This is a genomic window from Thioalkalivibrio sp. ALMg3, assembly GCF_000381225.1.
Lineage (GTDB): Bacteria > Pseudomonadota > Gammaproteobacteria > Ectothiorhodospirales > Ectothiorhodospiraceae > Thioalkalivibrio > Thioalkalivibrio versutus.
Genome location: NZ_KB906232.1, coordinates 50,355 through 65,945 on the forward strand (window position 1 = coordinate 50,355; position 15,591 = coordinate 65,945).

Below are 15,591 nucleotides of genomic sequence, written 5' to 3' on the forward strand. Positions count from 1 at the left end.
CGCATGAAGCACATCATCATCCTCGGGGCCGGGCAGGTCGGGCAGTCGCTGGCGGAGGCGCTGAGCGCCGACGGGATCGACATTACGGTGGTCGATTACCGCGCCGAGATGCTGGCGGAGCTGGAGGATCGTTTCGACATCAAGACCGTGCACGGCTTTGCCGCGCACCCCTCGGTGCTGGAGGCAGCCGGTGCGCAGGACGCGTCCATGCTGATCGCGGTCACCAACTCGGACGAGACCAACATGGTCGCCTGCCAGGTGGCCTCCACGCTGTTCAATATCGAGACCAAGATCGCCCGGGTGCGGGCCCGCGACTACCACGAGACCCCGGCGCTGTTCGCCCAGGACGCGATGCCGGTGGACATGCTGATCTCGCCCGAGGCCATCGTGACCAGCCACATCCAGCGCCTGATCGAGCACCCCGGTTCGCTCCAGGTGCTGGAATTCGCCGAGGGCCGAGTTTCGCTGGTGGGGGTGCGCGCCTACTACGGGGGCCCGCTGGTCGGGCACGAGCTGAAGAATCTGCAAAACGACATGCCGGGCATCCAGACCCGGGTGGCCGCGATCTTCCGCAAGGATCGCTCGATCCAGCCGGATGGTTCCACGGTGATCGAGGCCGATGACGAGGTGTTCTTCGTCGCGGCGAAGAAGAACATCCGCGCGGTGACCTCGGAGCTGCGCAAGCTGGAAAAGCCCTACAAGCGAATCATGGTGGCCGGTGGCGGCAACATCGGCGAGCGCCTGGCCGAGACGCTCAGCAAGCGCTACCGGGTCAAGGTGATCGAACGCGATTCCGAACGTGCCGATCATCTGGCGCGGACGCTACCCAGCAATGTCCTGGTGCTGCACGGGGACAGCTCGGATGACCGCTTCCTCGAATCCATCAACGTCGAGCACAGCGACGTGTTCTGCGCGGTCACCAACGACGACCAGGCGAACATCTTCGCCGGGATGCTGGCCAAGCGCTGGGGCGTGCGCAAGGTGATGTCGCTGATCAATCGGCCGAGTTACGTGGACCTGCTGCAAAGCGGGACCATCGATGTCGCGATCTCGCCACAGCAGGCGACCATCGGTGCGCTGCTGGCGCGGGTGCGCGAGGGCGGAACCGCCACCGTGCATGCCCTGCGCCGCGGTGCGGCCGAGGCGATCGAGACCGTGGTCAACGGCGATGCCCGGACGTCGCAGGTGGTCAGCCGCCGGATCGACGAGATCGACTTTCCCGAGGGCACTCGCGTCGGAGCGGTGGTGCGGGGCGAGGAGGTCATCATCCCCCATCGCGACACGGTCATCGAGGCCGGCGACCACGTGATTCTGTTCGTGACCGATCGGCGCAAGGTGAAGCAGGTGCAGCGCCTGTTCCAGCCCACGGCGCTGTTCTTCTAGGCGGAGCGCGCGGATGCTCCATCTCGCCTCCACGGCCCGGCTGCTGGGTGTCCTGCTGACGCTGTTCAGTCTGGCGATGCTGCCGCCGGCGGCCATCGGCTTTCTGTACGGGGAGTCCACCGCGTATGTGTTCCTGCAGGCCTTCGCCCTCCTGTTGCTGATGGGCGGTCTGCTGTGGGCGCCGCTGTACCGCATGCGCCAGGACCTGCAGGCGCGCGACGGCTTCATCCTGGTGGTGCTGTTCTGGCTGGGACTGGGGATCGCCGGGGCGACACCGCTGTACCTCGATCCGAACCTGCACGTGTCCTTCACCGATGCCGCCTTCGAGTCGATGTCCGGGCTGACCACGACCGGCGCCACGGTGCTGACCGGGCTGGATGATCTGCCGCGGGCGCTGCTGTGGTATCGCCAGCAGCTGCAGTGGATGGGCGGTATGGGGATCATCGTGCTGGCGGTGGCCATCCTGCCGCTTCTGGGCGTGGGCGGCATGCAGCTGTTCAAGGCCGAGACCCCGGGGCCGATCCGCGACAACAAGCTGACGCCGCGTATCGCCGAGACCGCGCGCAACCTCTGGTACATCTACCTGGGCCTGACCGTGGCCTGCGCGCTGGCCTACTGGGCCGCCGGCATGGATGCCTTCGATGCGGTCGCACATGCCTTCTCGACCATCGCGATCGGCGGCTTCTCGACCTATGACGCCAGCATCGGCCACTTCGACAGTGCCCTGATCGAGAGCGTTGCCATCGTCTTCATGATCATCGCGGGGATGAACTTCGCCCTGCACTTCCTGGTGATCCATCGCGCCACCGTTGCCCCCTATCGTCACGACGAGGAACTGCGGACCTACCTGCTGCTGCTGGCCGTGGCCAGCGTGATCGTGGTGACCTTCATGCTCTGGACCGGCTTCGTCGGTGACCCTGCGGAGGCTCTGCGCAAGGGCATCTTCCACGTGGTGTCCATTGCGACCACGACGGGCTATGCCACCGACAGCTTCTACCTGTGGCCAGGCTTTCTGCCAGTGCTGCTGATCTTCCTCTCGTTCATCGGGGCCAGTACCGGTTCCACCGGCGGCGGCATGAAGGTCATCCGCGTGCTGCTGCTGGTGAAGCAGGGGCTGCGCGAGATCAAGCGTCTGATCCACCCGCACGCGCGGATCGCCGTGAAGGTCAACGGGAAGGAGGCCCCGGATCGCGTCGTGCAGGCGGTGTGGGGCTTCCTGGCGGCCTACGTGATGGTGTTCGTTGTGATGATGCTGTTGCTGATGGTGACCGGTCTGGATCAGGTCACCTCGTTCTCGGCAGTGGCCGCTTCGCTGAACAACCTGGGTCCCGGTCTGGGCGAGGTGGGCGCGAACTATGCCTCCATCAACGACTTCAGCAAGTGGGTCCTGGTGGTTGCGATGCTGATGGGGCGCCTGGAAATCTTTACCGTGCTGGTGCTTCTGTCGCCCGCCTTCTGGCGGCGTTAGCCTGACTGTACGTATCGGCACGCGCCGAGGGAGGTACCCCATGAGCGACATGATCGAACGCTTCCAGAATATGCTCGATGGCGGTCAGGATTCCGCCATGCTGCGTTTCTCGCTGGGCAATGCCCTGGCGACCGATGGCCAGCTGGAGGCCGCAGTGCCCCATCTGCAGCGGGCGCTGGATCTGGACGGCGGTTATTCCGCGGCCTGGAAGCTGCTGGCGAAGACGCTGGTGGAGCTGGAGCGCCCCGAGTCGGCCCTGTCCACCTGCGAGCGCGGTATCCGCGTGGCCACCGAGAAGGGTGATCTGCAGGCCGCGAAGGAGATGGAGGTCTACGCCAAGCGCGCCCGCAAGCAGCAGGCCGCCACGGACGGGCCCGGCGACGGTACCGGGGGCGCATGAGCGCTGTCGACGACGAAACCGGGCGGCGCGAGGACGCTGGTGCCTACCAGGCCCCGCTGACCGCCGCGCACTTCGCCCCGCGTTACTGGGGCAGCTGGCTGTTGCTGGGCCTGGCCTGGGTGCTGCAGGAGTTGCCGCGCCCGGCCGTGCGCGGTCTCGCCGGCGGGCTGGGCCGGCTGATTCGCCGGCTGGCCGGGCGCAGTCGGGCGGTGGTCGAGCGCAACCTGGAGCTGTGCTTCCCGGCGATGAGCGCCGCGGAGCGCGCCCAGCGCCTGGAGGCCTATTACCGCTACCAGGCGCAGACGGCGCTGGACTACGGGTTGCTGTGGTTCGGCAAGCCCGGCCAGCACGCCGCCCGCATTCGCATCGAGGGTCTGGAGCACTACGAGCGCCTGCGCTCCGGCGGGACGCCAGTGATCATCCTGGCGCCGCATTCCCTGGGGCTGGATTACGGCGGTGTGCGCATGAGTCAGATGTTCGACGGCGTGTCCTTCGCCAAGCCGATGAAGAACCCGGTGCTGGAGTGGATCAACCACCGCAGCCGCACGCGCTATTCCGGCGATATCTTCGCCCGCGACCAGGGCCTGCGCCCGGCCATTCGCCAGCTCAAGCGCGGTCGCTTCTTCTATTACCTGCCGGACGAGGACCTAGGCGCCGAGGGCGCGGTATTCGTGGATTTCTTCGGTGTGCAGAAGGCCACGCTGACCGCGCTGGCGCGTCTGGCGCGCATGTCGAAGGCGGCGGTCCTGCCCAGCTTCGCCTGGTATGACGCGGCGGCGGACCAGTACGTGATGCGCCTGTGGCCGCCCCTGGAAGACTATCCCTCGGGGGATGATGCCGTCGATGCGCGGCAGATGAACGCCGCCATCGAGCGTGGCATCGAGCAGGCCCCGGCGCAGTACCTGTGGTCCATGCGCCTGTTCCGCACCCGGCCCGAGGGCGAGCCGCGCCTGTACCCCGCGCGCGAGCGCTGATCCCGCCCTCATGCCCGAGGGCGACACGATCCACAAGCTGGCCGCCGCGTTGCGGCCGGTACTGGAGGGCGCAACGCTGACTGCGGTAGCGACCCGCACCCGGCGCGGCGATCCGTTGCTCGAGCATGGCGCGATGACCGCCGGGACCGTGCAGGCCCGGGGCAAGCACTTGTTGCTGGATCTTGCAGCTGCGGATGGCCGGCCGTGGCAGTTGCGCACCCACCTGGGCATGTACGGGACCTGGCATCAGTACGCCCCGGGTGTCGCCTGGCACAAGCCGGCCTCCAGTGCCTGGGCCGTCCTCAGCCTCCCGGAGCGGGTGCTGGTCTGTTTTCATCCTCGCGAGCTGCAGTGGCGCCCGCGCACGGCGGGGGCGGCGGATGTCCCGCGTCTGGATGCCCGTGTCGGCCCTGATCTGCTGGACCCGGCGATCGACCTGGATGCCGTGGTCATACGGGTGCGGACCGTCGCGGACCCGGCGCGCCCGATCCTGGATGTGCTGCTGGATCAGTCGCTGGCGGCGGGCATCGGAAACATCTACAAGTCAGAGGTGCTGTTCCTGCAAGGCTGTCACCCGCTGTGGCCTCTCGGGCAGGTGTCGCAGCGGGTGCTGGCGGGGCTGTACCGCGATGCCGAGCGGTTGCTGCGGCGCAACCTGAAGCCGGGTCCGCGCATCACCCGCGAGCGCGCGGAGGAGGGAGCGTTCCTGAACGTCTATGGCCGCCGTGGCGAGCCCTGCCGGCAGTGCGGCGCACCGGTCGAATCTGCCCTGCTGGGCGAACACGGCCGCTCGACGTACTGGTGCCCTGTCTGCCAGCCGAGGGAACCCGCCGCCTGAACGCAGGTACCAATGGACATCGGACCGAACAAGGAGCGAACCATGAGCAAGCGCAAACATATCCTGGGACGTGCAACGGTGGTTCCCATGACCGTGAGCCTTCTGGTGGCATGCACCGGGTCCTCCGGGGTCTCGGCCGAGGGCCTGGAGGGCGGGCAGCAGGATCTGCAGGTCAGCGTGCTGCACGAGGAACTGAATCACCCCTGGGCCATCGCCTTCCTGCCCGACGGCGGTGCACTGATCAGCGAACGCCCGGGCACCCTGCGCTGGTTCGAGGACGCCGAGTCCTTCGACGGGCGGGGCGCGCTGGTCCCGGGGTTGCCGGACGACCTGCAGGCGCGCAACCAGGGCGGGCTGCTGGATCTTGCGCTGCACCCCAATTTCGCCGACAACCGCTGGCTGTACTTCACCTACTCGGCGAGCGTGGAGAGCGGACTGACGACCCGCCTGGCGCGTGGGCGCTTCCAGGATGGCGAGCTGCAGGACGTGGAGACATTGTTCACCGCCGAGCCGGGTGTCAGCGGCGGCCGCCACTTCGGCAGCCGCATCGTGTTTGACCAGGCCGGGTACGTGTACATCAGCGTGGGTGACCGCGGCGATCGCGATCATGCGCAGGACACCTCCACCCATATCGGCAGCATCATCCGGCTGCATGACGATGGTTCGGTGCCGGATGACAACCCGTTGGTGGATGAACCCGACGCCCGCCCGGAGATCTGGGCCTGGGGTGTGCGCAACCCGCAGGGCATGGTGATGGACCCCGAGACCGGCACCTTCTGGCAGAACGAGCATGGCCCGCGCGGGGGTGACGAGGTCAACATCATCGAACCTGGCCTGAACTACGGCTGGCCGGTCATTACCCACGGCGAGGAATACCGTGGCGGCCAGGTGGGCGAGGGTCTGACCGAGAAGGAGGGGATGGAGTCACCGCTGCATCACTGGACGCCTTCCATTGCCCCGTCCGGCATGGCGATCCTGCGCGATCCGGCCTTTGCCGACTGGGATGGTGACCTGCTGGTCGGCGGACTGGCGCACCAGACGCTGCGCCGCCTGACCTTCGACGGGCGCGACCTGGTCAATGAGTCCGAGGTGCTGCCGGATCTGGATCGCCGTGTGCGCGACGTGCGCGTGCACGAGGGCGCAATCTACGTACTTACCGACCACAACCCGGGGGAGCTGATCCGGCTCACCCCGGCTGACTGATGGAGTCGCCGATGTTCGCATTTTCCGAGCCGCGCATGCCTGCGCCCGAGCAGGCCTTGCCCGGGCGCGAGGAGCCGATGCCGGTGCCCGGGCGCCACATGGTGCTGGGAACCCCGTTGGCACCGCCGTACCCCGAGGGCATGCAGGTGATCCAGTTCGGCATGGGCTGCTTCTGGGGCGCCGAGCGCCTGTTCTGGCAGCTGGACGGGGTGTACTCCACCAGCGTCGGTTACGGTGGGGGCTATACCCCGAATCCGACCTATCGCGAGGTATGCAGCGGCCAGACCGGGCACACCGAGCTGGTGCGTGTGGTATTCGATCCGCGGCGAGTCGACCTGGATGCGCTGTTCCGCACCTTCTGGGAAGGCCACGACCCGACCCAGGGCATGCGCCAGGGCAACGACGTCGGTACCCAGTACCGCTCCGCGATCTACACCACCGATGCGGACCAGCTGGCGGCCGCCGAGACCAGCCGCCAACGCTTCCAGGCCGCGCTGGACAAGGCACGGGGCGGAACGATCACCACCGAGATCGGCGAAGGGCCGGCGTTCTATTTCGCCGAAGAGGATCACCAGCAATACCTGGCCAAGGTCCCCCACGGCTACTGCGGCCTCGGCGGCCTCTCCGTGCCGTACCCGGCCTGAGCGCCTGCCCTTCTTCGTGTCTTCTTGGTGAATCGGGTTTTAGCCGTTGTTGGCGGCGGCCTGAACGAGGGCGTGGAACAGACGCTGGTGGCGGCGCTTCTGGGGCAGGTATTCCGGGTGCCACTGCACGCCGATGCACCAGCCGCGGTCGGCTTCGATCGCCTGTACCACGCCGCTGCTCTCGCGGCCGGCGACCCTTAGCCCGCGACCCAGGCCATCCACCGCCTGATTGTGCAGGGCGTTCACGTGCAGCGTGGCGTCGCCCAGGATGTCGGCCAGGTGGCTGCGCGGCTCCAGCTGGACCGGCTTGACCGGCAACAGGCTGCGGGCCTGCGGTGTTTCCACGTAGAACTCGGCCAGGTCGCGCTGCAGCGTGCCGCCGCGCACCACGTTGACCAGCTGCATGCCGCGGCAGATGCCGAGGATCGGGCGGTGATCGTCCAGCGCGCGGTGGATCAGGGCCTTCTCCAGGCGGTCGCGGTCGACGTCCAGTACCCCGCCGTGCGACTGGAACAGCCGGCGCAGCAGCCACAGGGCCGGGTAGAAGAGATAGCCGATCAGCCGTTGCGAGAGGCGGCGCTCCGCCTGGCGGATGGCCGCCGCATCCGGCCCGTCGGGCAGGGTCTCGCCGTAGAGCTCGGGGTCGACATCCGCCCCGCCGCCCACGATCAGTCCGTCGAACGGGCAACGGCCGCGCGGCTTTCCCGGGCGCAACCGCAAAGGGCGGCCTCCCGCGCGCCACACCGCCAGGGCGGTGAACAGCCAGGCCGGACCCCCGCCCTGGTCCGGCCCGGTGATCGCGATCACCGGGCGACGGGCTTGGGGCGTGACCCGGCTGGTTGCATTGGGAGCCGAGTCAGAACCAGTCACGGAGGCGCTGGCTCCAGTCGTCGGCCCAGCGGCCGAGGGCCTGGCCGGGGCGGTCCAGGTATTCCCGCGACAGGCGCTCCAGGCGTTCCGGATCCGCCGCCAGGCGTTCCACCTCGACCCAGCCATTGAACGGTCGCGCCAGGCTCCAGTCCGGGTCGTCGATCTCGCAGTTCGGCAGGCGGTAATGGAAGGCCGGGCGCGGTTTGATCAAGTCGTGTTCCACCGGTGCGGCGTTGACCCGTTCCGGGTCCAAGTGGGCAAACAAGGGCAACAGGTCCAGTGGTCGGTTGCGCGTCGGGCTGTGTGCCAGGTAGGCATCGATCAGGCCGGCCTGATCGGGTTGGAAGTCCGGGTCCAGCATGTGGCGTACAAAGGGCCCGGGAAATGCCCGAATGTAGGGCGACAGTCGCCGTGCCAGGTCGATTGCGCCGGCCGCGGTGAGGGCCTCGGCCATCAGCAGGAAGCTGCGCAGGATCGCCAGCAGCCACTCGGCATCGGTGCGGTGGATCTCGATATTGATCTGCAACCCGAAGGCGTAGAGAAACGAGCGTTCGGTGCCCTGGGCGCCGGCCTCTTGCAGGGCCGCGCGTACCCGGTCCAGGCGGGGCAGGTCGGCCACCGGGATCGGCGGGGCCACGATTTCATGCGGCACCAGGCGGCCGGCGGCGTCGGCCAGCCAGCGATCCAGCGCCGCCTTGTCGGAGTCGTCCAGCGAGATGCCGAGGCGCGCGAGATGCTCGCGGTAGGCCCGGTCCTTCAGCACCCGGGCGTCCAGTTCCAGCTGGAAGTCGCCGACGTCGGTATCGCGCACGCGGGCGACGAACGCACTGTCCGGTTCGATCTGCCCTCCGAATTCGGCCTTTACTGCTTCGGCCATAATCTCCAGCGAGACCCCGGCCATCTCGATCTCTACCCCGATGCGGCGCGGTTCGCCCTCGGGGGTGTCGGGCCACGGGAGGTCGTGGAAGGGCTCGCTCATGCGTGTCTCGAAGCCGTGCAAGGAGAGCTCCATGATAACGGCTCGGTGTACCTCGTGCGGCCCGGGCAGTAGGATAGGCGCCGACCTACAGGAGCCCGCCGAGCCCATGGATCGAATCTATCTGCGCGACCTCGAAATCGATGCCGTTGTTGGTGTCTACGACTGGGAACAGCGGATCCAGCGCCGCCTGCGATTCGACATCGAACTGGCGGCGGATACCCGCATCGCCGCCTATTCCGGCGAGATCGGCGATACCGTCGATTACGAGGCGGTGGCCAACGCGGTGCGCGCCATCGTCACGCGCGAGCCGCACGCGCTGCTGGAATCCCTGGCCGAAGAGATCGCCGAGGCCCTGATGGCCCAGTTCGGCACCCCCTGGGTGCGCATCAAACTGGGCAAGCCCGGGGCCGTTCCCGGTGTACGCGAGGTCGGCATCGAGATCGAGCGCGGCACCCTCGCGACGTCCGACTAGCCCCTCTTCTCCTACGGGCCCTTCCGGCCCGCTTTCCTGTCTCTTGTTCCGCGTCTGGCCCGTGCGGGGACCGGACCGTGTTCACACTTTTCGTTGATCGCACGCTTTTGGTGCGTGTGCACTTTTAGTGCGCACCATCCAGAGGCAAAACCTCGTGGTTCGGCCGCAACACGTGTTGTGAAAAGCCGATTTTGCTCCCTTTTGGTACTTGGCACAGCCCGTGCAAGGACCGGGTGTCGACTACGCGACACTCGATTGACCAATCTGGGAGATGACCAATATGAAGAAGTTCACCCGTTCCGCGCTGGCCGCTGCTGTCCTCACCGTAGGCTCCACCGGTGGCGTCGCGTTTACCTCCACCGCCGCCGCGGAGCTGTCCGTGAACATTGGTGCGGTGTCCAACTACTACTTCAGGGGCTTTTCCGAAAGCGATGACGGTGCGGCCATTCAGGGCGGCATTGATTACGAGCATGCCTCCGGGTTTTACGCCGGAACCTGGCTGTCGAACGTCGATTTTGGTGATGACACCAGCTACGAACTCGATCTCTATGCCGGATTCGCCGACGAGTTCGCCAGCGGGTTCGGATACGACGTTGGCTACATCTACTATGCCTACCCCGATGCCCGTGATGACACCGGCTCCCTGAGCGCCGACTTTGGCGAGATCTACGGGGAAGTCAGCTTTGATACTGGCACCGTCGGTCTCTACGGCGGTATGGCCTATGTTGTTCACGACAGTGATGACTCGGCCTTGCAGGATGACGACATGTACTTCTACGCCGGTCTGGATATCCCGTTCATGGATGTCTACAGCGCCGGGTTCCTCGTGGGTCGTACCCGCTTCGACGATTCCGATGCCGAAAACTACACCCATTACACCGCCAGCCTGGCGCGCGACGCCGGGGACTGGGGCGAGTTCAGCCTTAACCTCGAGTATGTCGACGAATCCGACGAGGACCTGGGCGCCTGGGTGGGCTGGTCCAAGACGTTCTGAAGCCGGCTATTACCTCTTAATGAAAAGGCGGGTCCGTGGATCAGCGGACCCGCCCACAGGAGTCTGACATGAAGATGATTACCGCCGTGATCAAGCCGTTCAAGCTTGATGATGTTCGCGAGGCGATCTCGGAGATCGGCGTGCAGGGCATGACCATGACCGAAGTGAAGGGTTTTGGTCGCCAGCGCGGTCATACCGAGTTGTATCGCGGTGCCGAGTATGTAGTCGATTTTCTGCCCAAGGTGAAGCTTGAAGTGGCCGTTGACGAAAACCTGGTCGACCAGGTCGTCGAGGCCATTTCAAAGTCCGCCAGCACGGGCAAGATCGGCGACGGCAAGATCTTTATTACGCCGGTGGAGCAGGTCGTGCGTATTCGCACGGGCGAAACCGGACCGGAAGCGCTTTAAACCTTTGCCTTCCAGCGAATGAGGAATTTCAATCATGGAAATTGAACAGCAAGTTGTCGAACTCGCCTATGCGATGGACACCTTTTACTTTTTGGTGGCCGGTGCACTGGTGATGTGGATGGCCGCGGGCTTTACCATGCTCGAGGCCGGTATGGTGCGCACCAAGAGTGTGGCCGAAATCGCAACCAAGAATATCGCCCTGTATTCGATCGCCAGCATCATGTACATGCTGATCGGCTACAACATCATGTACAGCGATGGTCTCAGCTCCATTATCCCGGGGCTGGGCTTCCTGATCAGCGGCGACAACGCAGTCGCGGACGTGCTGGGTAGCGGTGGCGACATCTACTACTCCGATCGTGCCGACTTTTTCTTCCAGGTCGTGTTCGTGGCCACCGCGATGTCCATCGTCTCGGGTGCCGTGGCCGAGCGCATGAAACTGTGGGCCTTCCTGGCCTTTGCGGTCGTGCTGACGGGCTTCATCTACCCGATCCAGGGCTTCTGGAGCTGGGGTGGCGGTATCCTCGACCAGATCGGCTACCTGGACTACGCCGGTTCCGGCATCGTCCACTTCACGGGTGCCGCTGCGGCGCTGGCCGGTGTGTTGCTCCTCGGGGCGCGCAAGGGCAAGTACGGCGCGGATGGCAAGATCAACGCCATTCCGGGTTCCAACATGCCGCTGGCCACGCTGGGTGTGCTGATCCTGTGGCTGGGTTGGTTCGGCTTTAATGGCGGGTCCGAGCTGAAGGTGTCGGACATCGAGTCCGCCAATGCCGTGGCCGCCGTGTTCGCCAACACCAACCTGGCCGCGGCCGGGGGTGTGGTTGCCGCGCTGATCACCACCCGTCTGATCTTCGGCAAGGCCGACCTGACCATGGCACTGAACGGAGCGGTTGCGGGGCTGGTGTCCATCACTGCCGAGCCGCTGATGCCCAGCCCGGTCCTGGCGATGATCATCGGTGCCGTGGGTGGTGTGATCGTGGTGTTCTCGATCGTCGCCCTCGACAAGCTGAAGATCGACGACCCGGTTGGTGCGATCTCCGCGCACGGTACCGCCGGTATCTGGGGTGTGATGGCGGTCCTGCTGTCCAACCCGGATGCGACCTTCTTCGGGCAGATCGTGGGCCTGCTCGCCATCTTCGTTTTCGTCTTCGTGGCCAGCCTGATCGTCTGGGCGATCCTCAAGGCGGTGATGGGCATCCGCCTGAGCGAAGAGGACGAGGCCATGGGCGCCGATATCGCCGAGTGCGGTCTCGAGGCCTACCCGGAGTTCACCGGGAAGCAATAAAGCTTCGTTAACCTGAAACCGGGGTCGGGCCGTAACCCGGCTCGATCCCGATACATCGTCTCCTCCGACGCCGACAAGACAGTCTCCCAGGACTTGGATGTTGGCCTTTGGGCGCCCCTTTATCGGGCGCCCTTTTTTTTGTTCGATACACCCTGTGGGAGCGGGCTTGCCCGCGAAGCCCCCGCCCGCGGCGGTTCTTGCGACTGATGCCCGCGGGCTACTAACACCCCGGCCGGCTCTCTTCCCAGCAAGCAGGGTCTCCCGGTCCGGCCATTCATCCCCGTACCCCGGCTTCGGTTACGATCCCGCTTTTGCCGCACCGGAACCCTGTCGCATGGATCGCCTGCTGGACGTCCGACAACTGAAAACAGCCCAGCTGGGCCCGCTGGACCTGGCGGTTCAGCCGGGCGAACTGGTGCAGGTCACCGGCGCCTCGGGTGCCGGCAAGTCCCTGCTGTTGCGCGCCCTGGCGGATCTCGACCCCAGCACGGGGGAGGTGATGCTGAACGGCGAGGCGCGCGACGCCATGCTGCCGGTCCAGTGGCGCCGGCGCGTGGCCTATGTGTCGGCCGAGACCGCCTGGTGGGGCGAGCGCGTGGACGAACACCTGCCGGCCGATTTCTCTCGCGAGGCGGCCCTGCACCTGCTGAAACAGGTCGCGTTGCCGGAGGCCTCGCTGGGGTGGGAGGTCGAGCGTCTCTCCAGCGGCGAGAAACAGCGCCTGGGTCTGGTGCGCGCGCTGCTGAACCGGCCCCGTGTCCTGCTGCTGGACGAGCCCACCGCCAACCTGGACCTGGAGAACACCAAGCGCATCGAGCGCGCGGTGCGGGCGTACTTGGCCGAAGAAGAGGCGGCGGCACTATGGGTCAGTCATGACACGCTGCAGCGCCAGCGTCTGGGCGGGCGCATCCTGACCATCCGCGATGGCCAGTTGGAGGCAAACGCATGGACCTGATCTCGCTTTCCGCGCTGGATCTGACGCTGGCGGCGCTGCTGGTTGTCGCCCTGGCTGGTCTGACCATCTGGGCGCGCATGGGGCTGGGGCGCAGCCTGCTGATCGCCGGGGCGCGCACCGTGATCCAGCTGCTGCTGATCGGCCTGGTGTTGCAGACGCTGTTCGACCACGCGCACCTGGGCTGGGTGGCACTGATGGCGCTGGTCATGGTGTCGATCGCGGGCTACGAGGTGATGGCGCGTCAGCAGCGCCGTTTTGCCGGGCTGTGGGGCTACGGGATCGGTGCGGTCACCATGTTCGTTTCGGCCTTTGCCGTCACCGTGCTTGCGCTGACCACGATGGTGGGACCCTCGCCCTGGTGGGAGCCGCAGTACGCCATCCCGCTGCTGGGGATGCTGCTGGGCAACACCATGACCGGCATCGCGCTGGGGCTGGACCGCCTGACCCAGACGGTCTGGCGCGAGCGCCGCACCATCGAGGCCCGCCTGGCGCTGGGCTCGGGCTGGAGCGAGGCCGTCGCCACCATGCGCCGCGAGGCCGCCCGCTCCGGCCTGATGCCGACCATCAATGCCATGGCCGCGGCCGGTATCGTCAGCCTGCCGGGCATGATGACGGGCCAGATCCTCGCCGGTGCCCCGCCGGTGGAGGCGGTCAAGTACCAGATCCTGATCATGTTCCTGATCACTGCCGGCACCGGCTTCGGCACCCTCGGCGCGGTCTGGTTCGCCTCCCGCCGCCTGTTCGACACCCGCGAACGCCTGCGCCTCGACCGCCTCAAGCCGGGCCGCCACACGTAGCCATATCCGCCCGAACGGTGCATTTCGCATTCGCTCAATGCGCCCTGCGGCGCGCGGCCGAGCCCTCGTAGGATGCGCTGAGCGCAGCGAACCGCATCACATGGCGTGTGTTTCGCGACCCCCTGCGCGTGCAGACCCTACGAGCCGCGTTTCAAATCTCGGTAGAAGTTTTCGTGTGTGCCGAGCAGTAGCAGGAGGCGGGTGGTGGGGTCGTACTCGTAGGCGAGCAGCATCAGTTGCTCGCGCGACTTGAACTTGTAGACCATGACTCCGGCCAGATCGCCTTTCTTGCTGGTGCCGATCTCGGGGTTGCGGACGATCTCGGCAACCGCTTCGTCCACGTCGGCCTTCTGGGCGGGATGGAGGCGCTTGTAGGCGCGCCGGAAGCGGATGCTTTGCAGCACCTCCACGTCCGCGGCCATTAGTCGGGTTTGCCCTCGGGTGTGAACGGGGTCGCGAGTTCCCGCCCCTCGGCGCGAGCGATCAGCAGTTCACAGACGAAGTCGATGGGCAGGTCGGGGTTGTCCATGGCGGTGCGCCCCACTTCGGCCCAGAACTCGATCTGACCGGCGATGGTCCGGTGCTCGGCCTTGGCGTGGGCCCGGGCCTGCTGATACAGCGTCTCATCAATGCGGACGGGCAAACTCATGGCGTGCCTCCTCTACTACAAATGTAGTCAGATTAGCGCGGCCCTGCATGGTTCGCAATGACGGGGCCAGCAAGCACCGTCATTGCGAGGAGCGCAGCGACGTGGCGATCTCCGTGGGCGCCCCAGCGCCGGCCCGGGCAAACGTCGGGGTTGCGTCGGGAGGTTACTCGCTGCGCTCGCCCTTCGGGCCGGCCTGCGGCCGTTCAACGCGCTTCGCGCTTTTGTGCCGCGGCCCCTGCGGGGCCTCGCAATGACGGGTTTGGGTCGCGCCAGGGGCCTGCCCGGGATCAGGCGAACAGCTTGCGGCGGAAGAACTCGGGCGTGGCCCCGGCGGCGCGGTGGATGGCGGCGTTGTAGTAGTGGGTGACAAACGCCGCCTCCTCGGCGGCTTCCTCGCGCAGGAAGGACACCGGGGCGTCCTTCGCCGCGATGGTGCAGGTCCACCAGCCGGAGGGGTAGGTGGGTTGTGGGAAGTGCATCGTCAATGCATCGATGAAGCCGGCCGCGCGCAGGCTGTCGTGCATCGGGCGGATGATGCTCTCGGTATGCAACAGCGGCGATTCGCTTTGCTGTACCAGCAGGCCATCCGGGCCCAGGGCCTTCACGCAGTCCTTGTAGAAGGCGGTGGAGAACAGGCCTTCGGCCGGGCCCACCGGATCGGTGGAGTCGACGATGATCACGTCGACGGAGCCGGGTGTGGCGTCCTGCAGGTACTGCACGCCGTCGTCGAACAGGAGCTCGGCGCGCGGGTCGTCGTTGGCGTCGCACAGCTCCGGGAAGTACTGCTCGGCCAAGCGGGTGACGCGCTCGTCGATATCTACCTGCACGGCCTTTTGCACCTCGTCGTGCTTGAGCACTTCGCGCAGGGTGCCGCAGTCGCCGCCGCCAATAATGACCACGTTCTTCGGGGCGCTGTGCGAGTAGAGCACCGGGTGCGACATCATCTCGTGGTAGATGAAGTTGTCGCGCCCGGTGAGCATCACGCAGCCGTCGATCACCATCAGGTTGCCGAAGGCCTCGGTCTCGTAGATCTCGATCTTCTGGTACGGGGTCTGTTCTTCGTGCAGCTTCTGCTTGATGCGCAGGGACAGCGCCATGTTTTCGTGCGGTTCGCTGAACCAGTTGTTGTCGAGTGCCATTGGGCGGCTCCCCTTGCGGATGCGGTGGACGGTATGATGCGCCGCTATGATAGTGCCCTGTATCCTGCGGGCAACTCTGAACCTCCCCGTCACTGCGAGGAGCGAAGCGACGCGGCAATCGCTTTCCATGT

At 66.2% G+C, this 15,591-nt stretch carries 18 protein-coding genes; 13 read left to right on the top strand and 5 right to left on the bottom strand.

All coding sequences use genetic code 11. The annotated features are described in order from the left end of the window. Positions 1-3 precede the first annotated feature (3 nt). Genes trkA through msrA form a run of 7 tightly spaced genes read left to right on the top strand, consistent with a single transcriptional unit; the run spans position 4 to position 6,910 of the window. Positions 4-1,383, top strand: a complete 1,380-nt coding sequence (gene trkA / locus F622_RS0112155; protein ID WP_018144642.1) for a Trk system potassium transporter TrkA — start codon at positions 4-6, stop codon at positions 1,381-1,383. Between the two features lie 13 nt (positions 1,384-1,396). Further along, positions 1,397-2,851 (top strand): TrkH family potassium uptake protein, encoded by a 1,455-nt coding sequence (locus F622_RS0112160; protein ID WP_018650576.1) that lies wholly within the window; start codon positions 1,397-1,399, stop codon positions 2,849-2,851. A gap of 40 nt (positions 2,852-2,891) precedes the next feature. After that, positions 2,892-3,251, top strand: a complete 360-nt coding sequence (locus tag F622_RS0112165; RefSeq protein WP_018650575.1) for a tetratricopeptide repeat protein — start codon at positions 2,892-2,894, stop codon at positions 3,249-3,251. Continuing rightward, positions 3,248-4,225, top strand: a complete 978-nt coding sequence (locus tag F622_RS0112170; protein WP_018650574.1) for a lysophospholipid acyltransferase family protein — start codon at positions 3,248-3,250, stop codon at positions 4,223-4,225. Before F622_RS0112165 ends, F622_RS0112170 begins: the two co-directional genes overlap by 4 nt. Positions 4,226-4,235: 10 nt before the next feature. Next, a complete protein-coding gene (locus F622_RS0112175; RefSeq protein WP_018650573.1) occupies positions 4,236-5,063 on the top strand; it encodes a DNA-formamidopyrimidine glycosylase family protein in 828 nt (275 codons plus the stop codon). Positions 5,064-5,105: 42 nt separating this feature from the next. Then, positions 5,106-6,266, top strand: a complete 1,161-nt coding sequence (locus F622_RS0112180; RefSeq protein WP_026313099.1) for a PQQ-dependent sugar dehydrogenase — start codon at positions 5,106-5,108, stop codon at positions 6,264-6,266. Positions 6,267-6,277: 11 nt separating this feature from the next. Next, positions 6,278-6,910 carry a peptide-methionine (S)-S-oxide reductase MsrA gene (gene msrA, locus F622_RS0112185; protein WP_018650571.1) on the top strand — a complete coding sequence of 211 codons (633 nt, stop codon included), beginning with the start codon at positions 6,278-6,280 and terminating at the stop codon, positions 6,908-6,910. Positions 6,911-6,949: 39 nt separating this feature from the next. On the opposite strand, the gene F622_RS0112190 is transcribed toward msrA, so the two are convergent. Continuing rightward, positions 6,950-7,717, bottom strand: a complete 768-nt coding sequence (locus F622_RS0112190) for a gamma-glutamyl-gamma-aminobutyrate hydrolase family protein (protein ID WP_018650570.1) — start codon at positions 7,715-7,717, stop codon at positions 6,950-6,952. Between the two features lie 49 nt (positions 7,718-7,766). Beyond that, on the bottom strand, positions 7,767-8,792 hold the full coding sequence (locus tag F622_RS0112195; protein ID WP_018650569.1) for an amidoligase family protein: 1,026 nt from the start codon (positions 8,790-8,792) through the stop codon (positions 7,767-7,769). 73 nt (positions 8,793-8,865) lie between these two features. Between F622_RS0112195 and folB the strand changes: the two genes are divergently transcribed. From folB to fetB, 6 genes are all read left to right on the top strand, one after another. Beyond that, the gene (gene folB / locus F622_RS0112200) at positions 8,866-9,231 is read left to right on the top strand and encodes a dihydroneopterin aldolase (protein ID WP_018144633.1); all 366 of its coding nucleotides are present in this window, start codon (positions 8,866-8,868) and stop codon (positions 9,229-9,231) included. A 280-nt stretch (positions 9,232-9,511) separates the two neighbouring features. Then, positions 9,512-10,225: a TorF family putative porin gene (locus F622_RS0112205; RefSeq protein WP_018144632.1), complete on the top strand. Its 714-nt coding sequence runs from the start codon at positions 9,512-9,514 to the stop codon at positions 10,223-10,225. A 68-nt stretch (positions 10,226-10,293) separates the two neighbouring features. After that, positions 10,294-10,632, top strand: a complete 339-nt coding sequence (locus tag F622_RS0112210; RefSeq protein ID WP_012981610.1) for a P-II family nitrogen regulator — start codon at positions 10,294-10,296, stop codon at positions 10,630-10,632. Between the two features lie 34 nt (positions 10,633-10,666). Beyond that, positions 10,667-11,920 carry an ammonium transporter gene (locus F622_RS0112215; protein WP_018144631.1) on the top strand — a complete coding sequence of 418 codons (1,254 nt, stop codon included), beginning with the start codon at positions 10,667-10,669 and terminating at the stop codon, positions 11,918-11,920. 334 nt (positions 11,921-12,254) lie between these two features. Then, positions 12,255-12,875, top strand: a complete 621-nt coding sequence (locus F622_RS0112220) for an ATP-binding cassette domain-containing protein (protein WP_018650568.1) — start codon at positions 12,255-12,257, stop codon at positions 12,873-12,875. After that, positions 12,866-13,672 (top strand): iron export ABC transporter permease subunit FetB, encoded by an 807-nt coding sequence (gene fetB / locus F622_RS0112225; RefSeq protein ID WP_018168345.1) that lies wholly within the window; start codon positions 12,866-12,868, stop codon positions 13,670-13,672. Before F622_RS0112220 ends, fetB begins: the two co-directional genes overlap by 10 nt. A 137-nt stretch (positions 13,673-13,809) precedes the next feature. On the opposite strand, the gene F622_RS0112230 is transcribed toward fetB, so the two are convergent. The 3 genes from F622_RS0112230 to speE form a co-directional block, all read right to left on the bottom strand. Next, the gene (locus F622_RS0112230) at positions 13,810-14,094 is read right to left on the bottom strand and encodes a type II toxin-antitoxin system RelE/ParE family toxin (RefSeq protein WP_018650567.1); all 285 of its coding nucleotides are present in this window, start codon (positions 14,092-14,094) and stop codon (positions 13,810-13,812) included. Beyond that, on the bottom strand, positions 14,094-14,321 hold the full coding sequence (locus F622_RS0112235; protein ID WP_018650566.1) for a ParD-like family protein: 228 nt from the start codon (positions 14,319-14,321) through the stop codon (positions 14,094-14,096). Before F622_RS0112235 ends, F622_RS0112230 begins: the two co-directional genes overlap by 1 nt. Positions 14,322-14,608: 287 nt before the next feature. Next, positions 14,609-15,460, bottom strand: a complete 852-nt coding sequence (speE, locus tag F622_RS0112240) for a polyamine aminopropyltransferase (RefSeq protein ID WP_018650565.1) — start codon at positions 15,458-15,460, stop codon at positions 14,609-14,611. Between the last annotated feature and the right edge of the window lie 131 nt (positions 15,461-15,591).

Bases quoted from the DNA above. Each gene is read 5' to 3' on its own strand.
- F622_RS0112180 (WP_026313099.1), top strand. From the start codon at position 5,106: ATGAGCAAGCGCAAACATATCCTGGGACGTGCAACGGTGGTTCCCATG.
- speE (WP_018650565.1), bottom strand. From the start codon at position 15,460: ATGGCACTCGACAACAACTGGTTCAGCGAACCGCACGAAAACATGGCG.
- F622_RS0112230 (WP_018650567.1), bottom strand. From the start codon at position 14,094: ATGGCCGCGGACGTGGAGGTGCTGCAAAGCATCCGCTTCCGGCGCGCC.
- F622_RS0112205 (WP_018144632.1), top strand. From the start codon at position 9,512: ATGAAGAAGTTCACCCGTTCCGCGCTGGCCGCTGCTGTCCTCACCGTA.
- F622_RS0112160 (WP_018650576.1), top strand. From the start codon at position 1,397: ATGCTCCATCTCGCCTCCACGGCCCGGCTGCTGGGTGTCCTGCTGACG.
- F622_RS0112220 (WP_018650568.1), top strand. From the start codon at position 12,255: ATGGATCGCCTGCTGGACGTCCGACAACTGAAAACAGCCCAGCTGGGC.
- trkA (WP_018144642.1), top strand. From the start codon at position 4: ATGAAGCACATCATCATCCTCGGGGCCGGGCAGGTCGGGCAGTCGCTG.
- fetB (WP_018168345.1), top strand. From the start codon at position 12,866: ATGGACCTGATCTCGCTTTCCGCGCTGGATCTGACGCTGGCGGCGCTG.
- F622_RS0112170 (WP_018650574.1), top strand. From the start codon at position 3,248: ATGAGCGCTGTCGACGACGAAACCGGGCGGCGCGAGGACGCTGGTGCC.
- msrA (WP_018650571.1), top strand. From the start codon at position 6,278: ATGTTCGCATTTTCCGAGCCGCGCATGCCTGCGCCCGAGCAGGCCTTG.
- F622_RS0112210 (WP_012981610.1), top strand. From the start codon at position 10,294: ATGAAGATGATTACCGCCGTGATCAAGCCGTTCAAGCTTGATGATGTT.
- F622_RS0112175 (WP_018650573.1), top strand. From the start codon at position 4,236: ATGCCCGAGGGCGACACGATCCACAAGCTGGCCGCCGCGTTGCGGCCG.
- F622_RS0112215 (WP_018144631.1), top strand. From the start codon at position 10,667: ATGGAAATTGAACAGCAAGTTGTCGAACTCGCCTATGCGATGGACACC.
- F622_RS0112165 (WP_018650575.1), top strand. From the start codon at position 2,892: ATGAGCGACATGATCGAACGCTTCCAGAATATGCTCGATGGCGGTCAG.
- folB (WP_018144633.1), top strand. From the start codon at position 8,866: ATGGATCGAATCTATCTGCGCGACCTCGAAATCGATGCCGTTGTTGGT.
- F622_RS0112195 (WP_018650569.1), bottom strand. From the start codon at position 8,792: ATGGAGCTCTCCTTGCACGGCTTCGAGACACGCATGAGCGAGCCCTTC.
- F622_RS0112235 (WP_018650566.1), bottom strand. From the start codon at position 14,321: ATGAGTTTGCCCGTCCGCATTGATGAGACGCTGTATCAGCAGGCCCGG.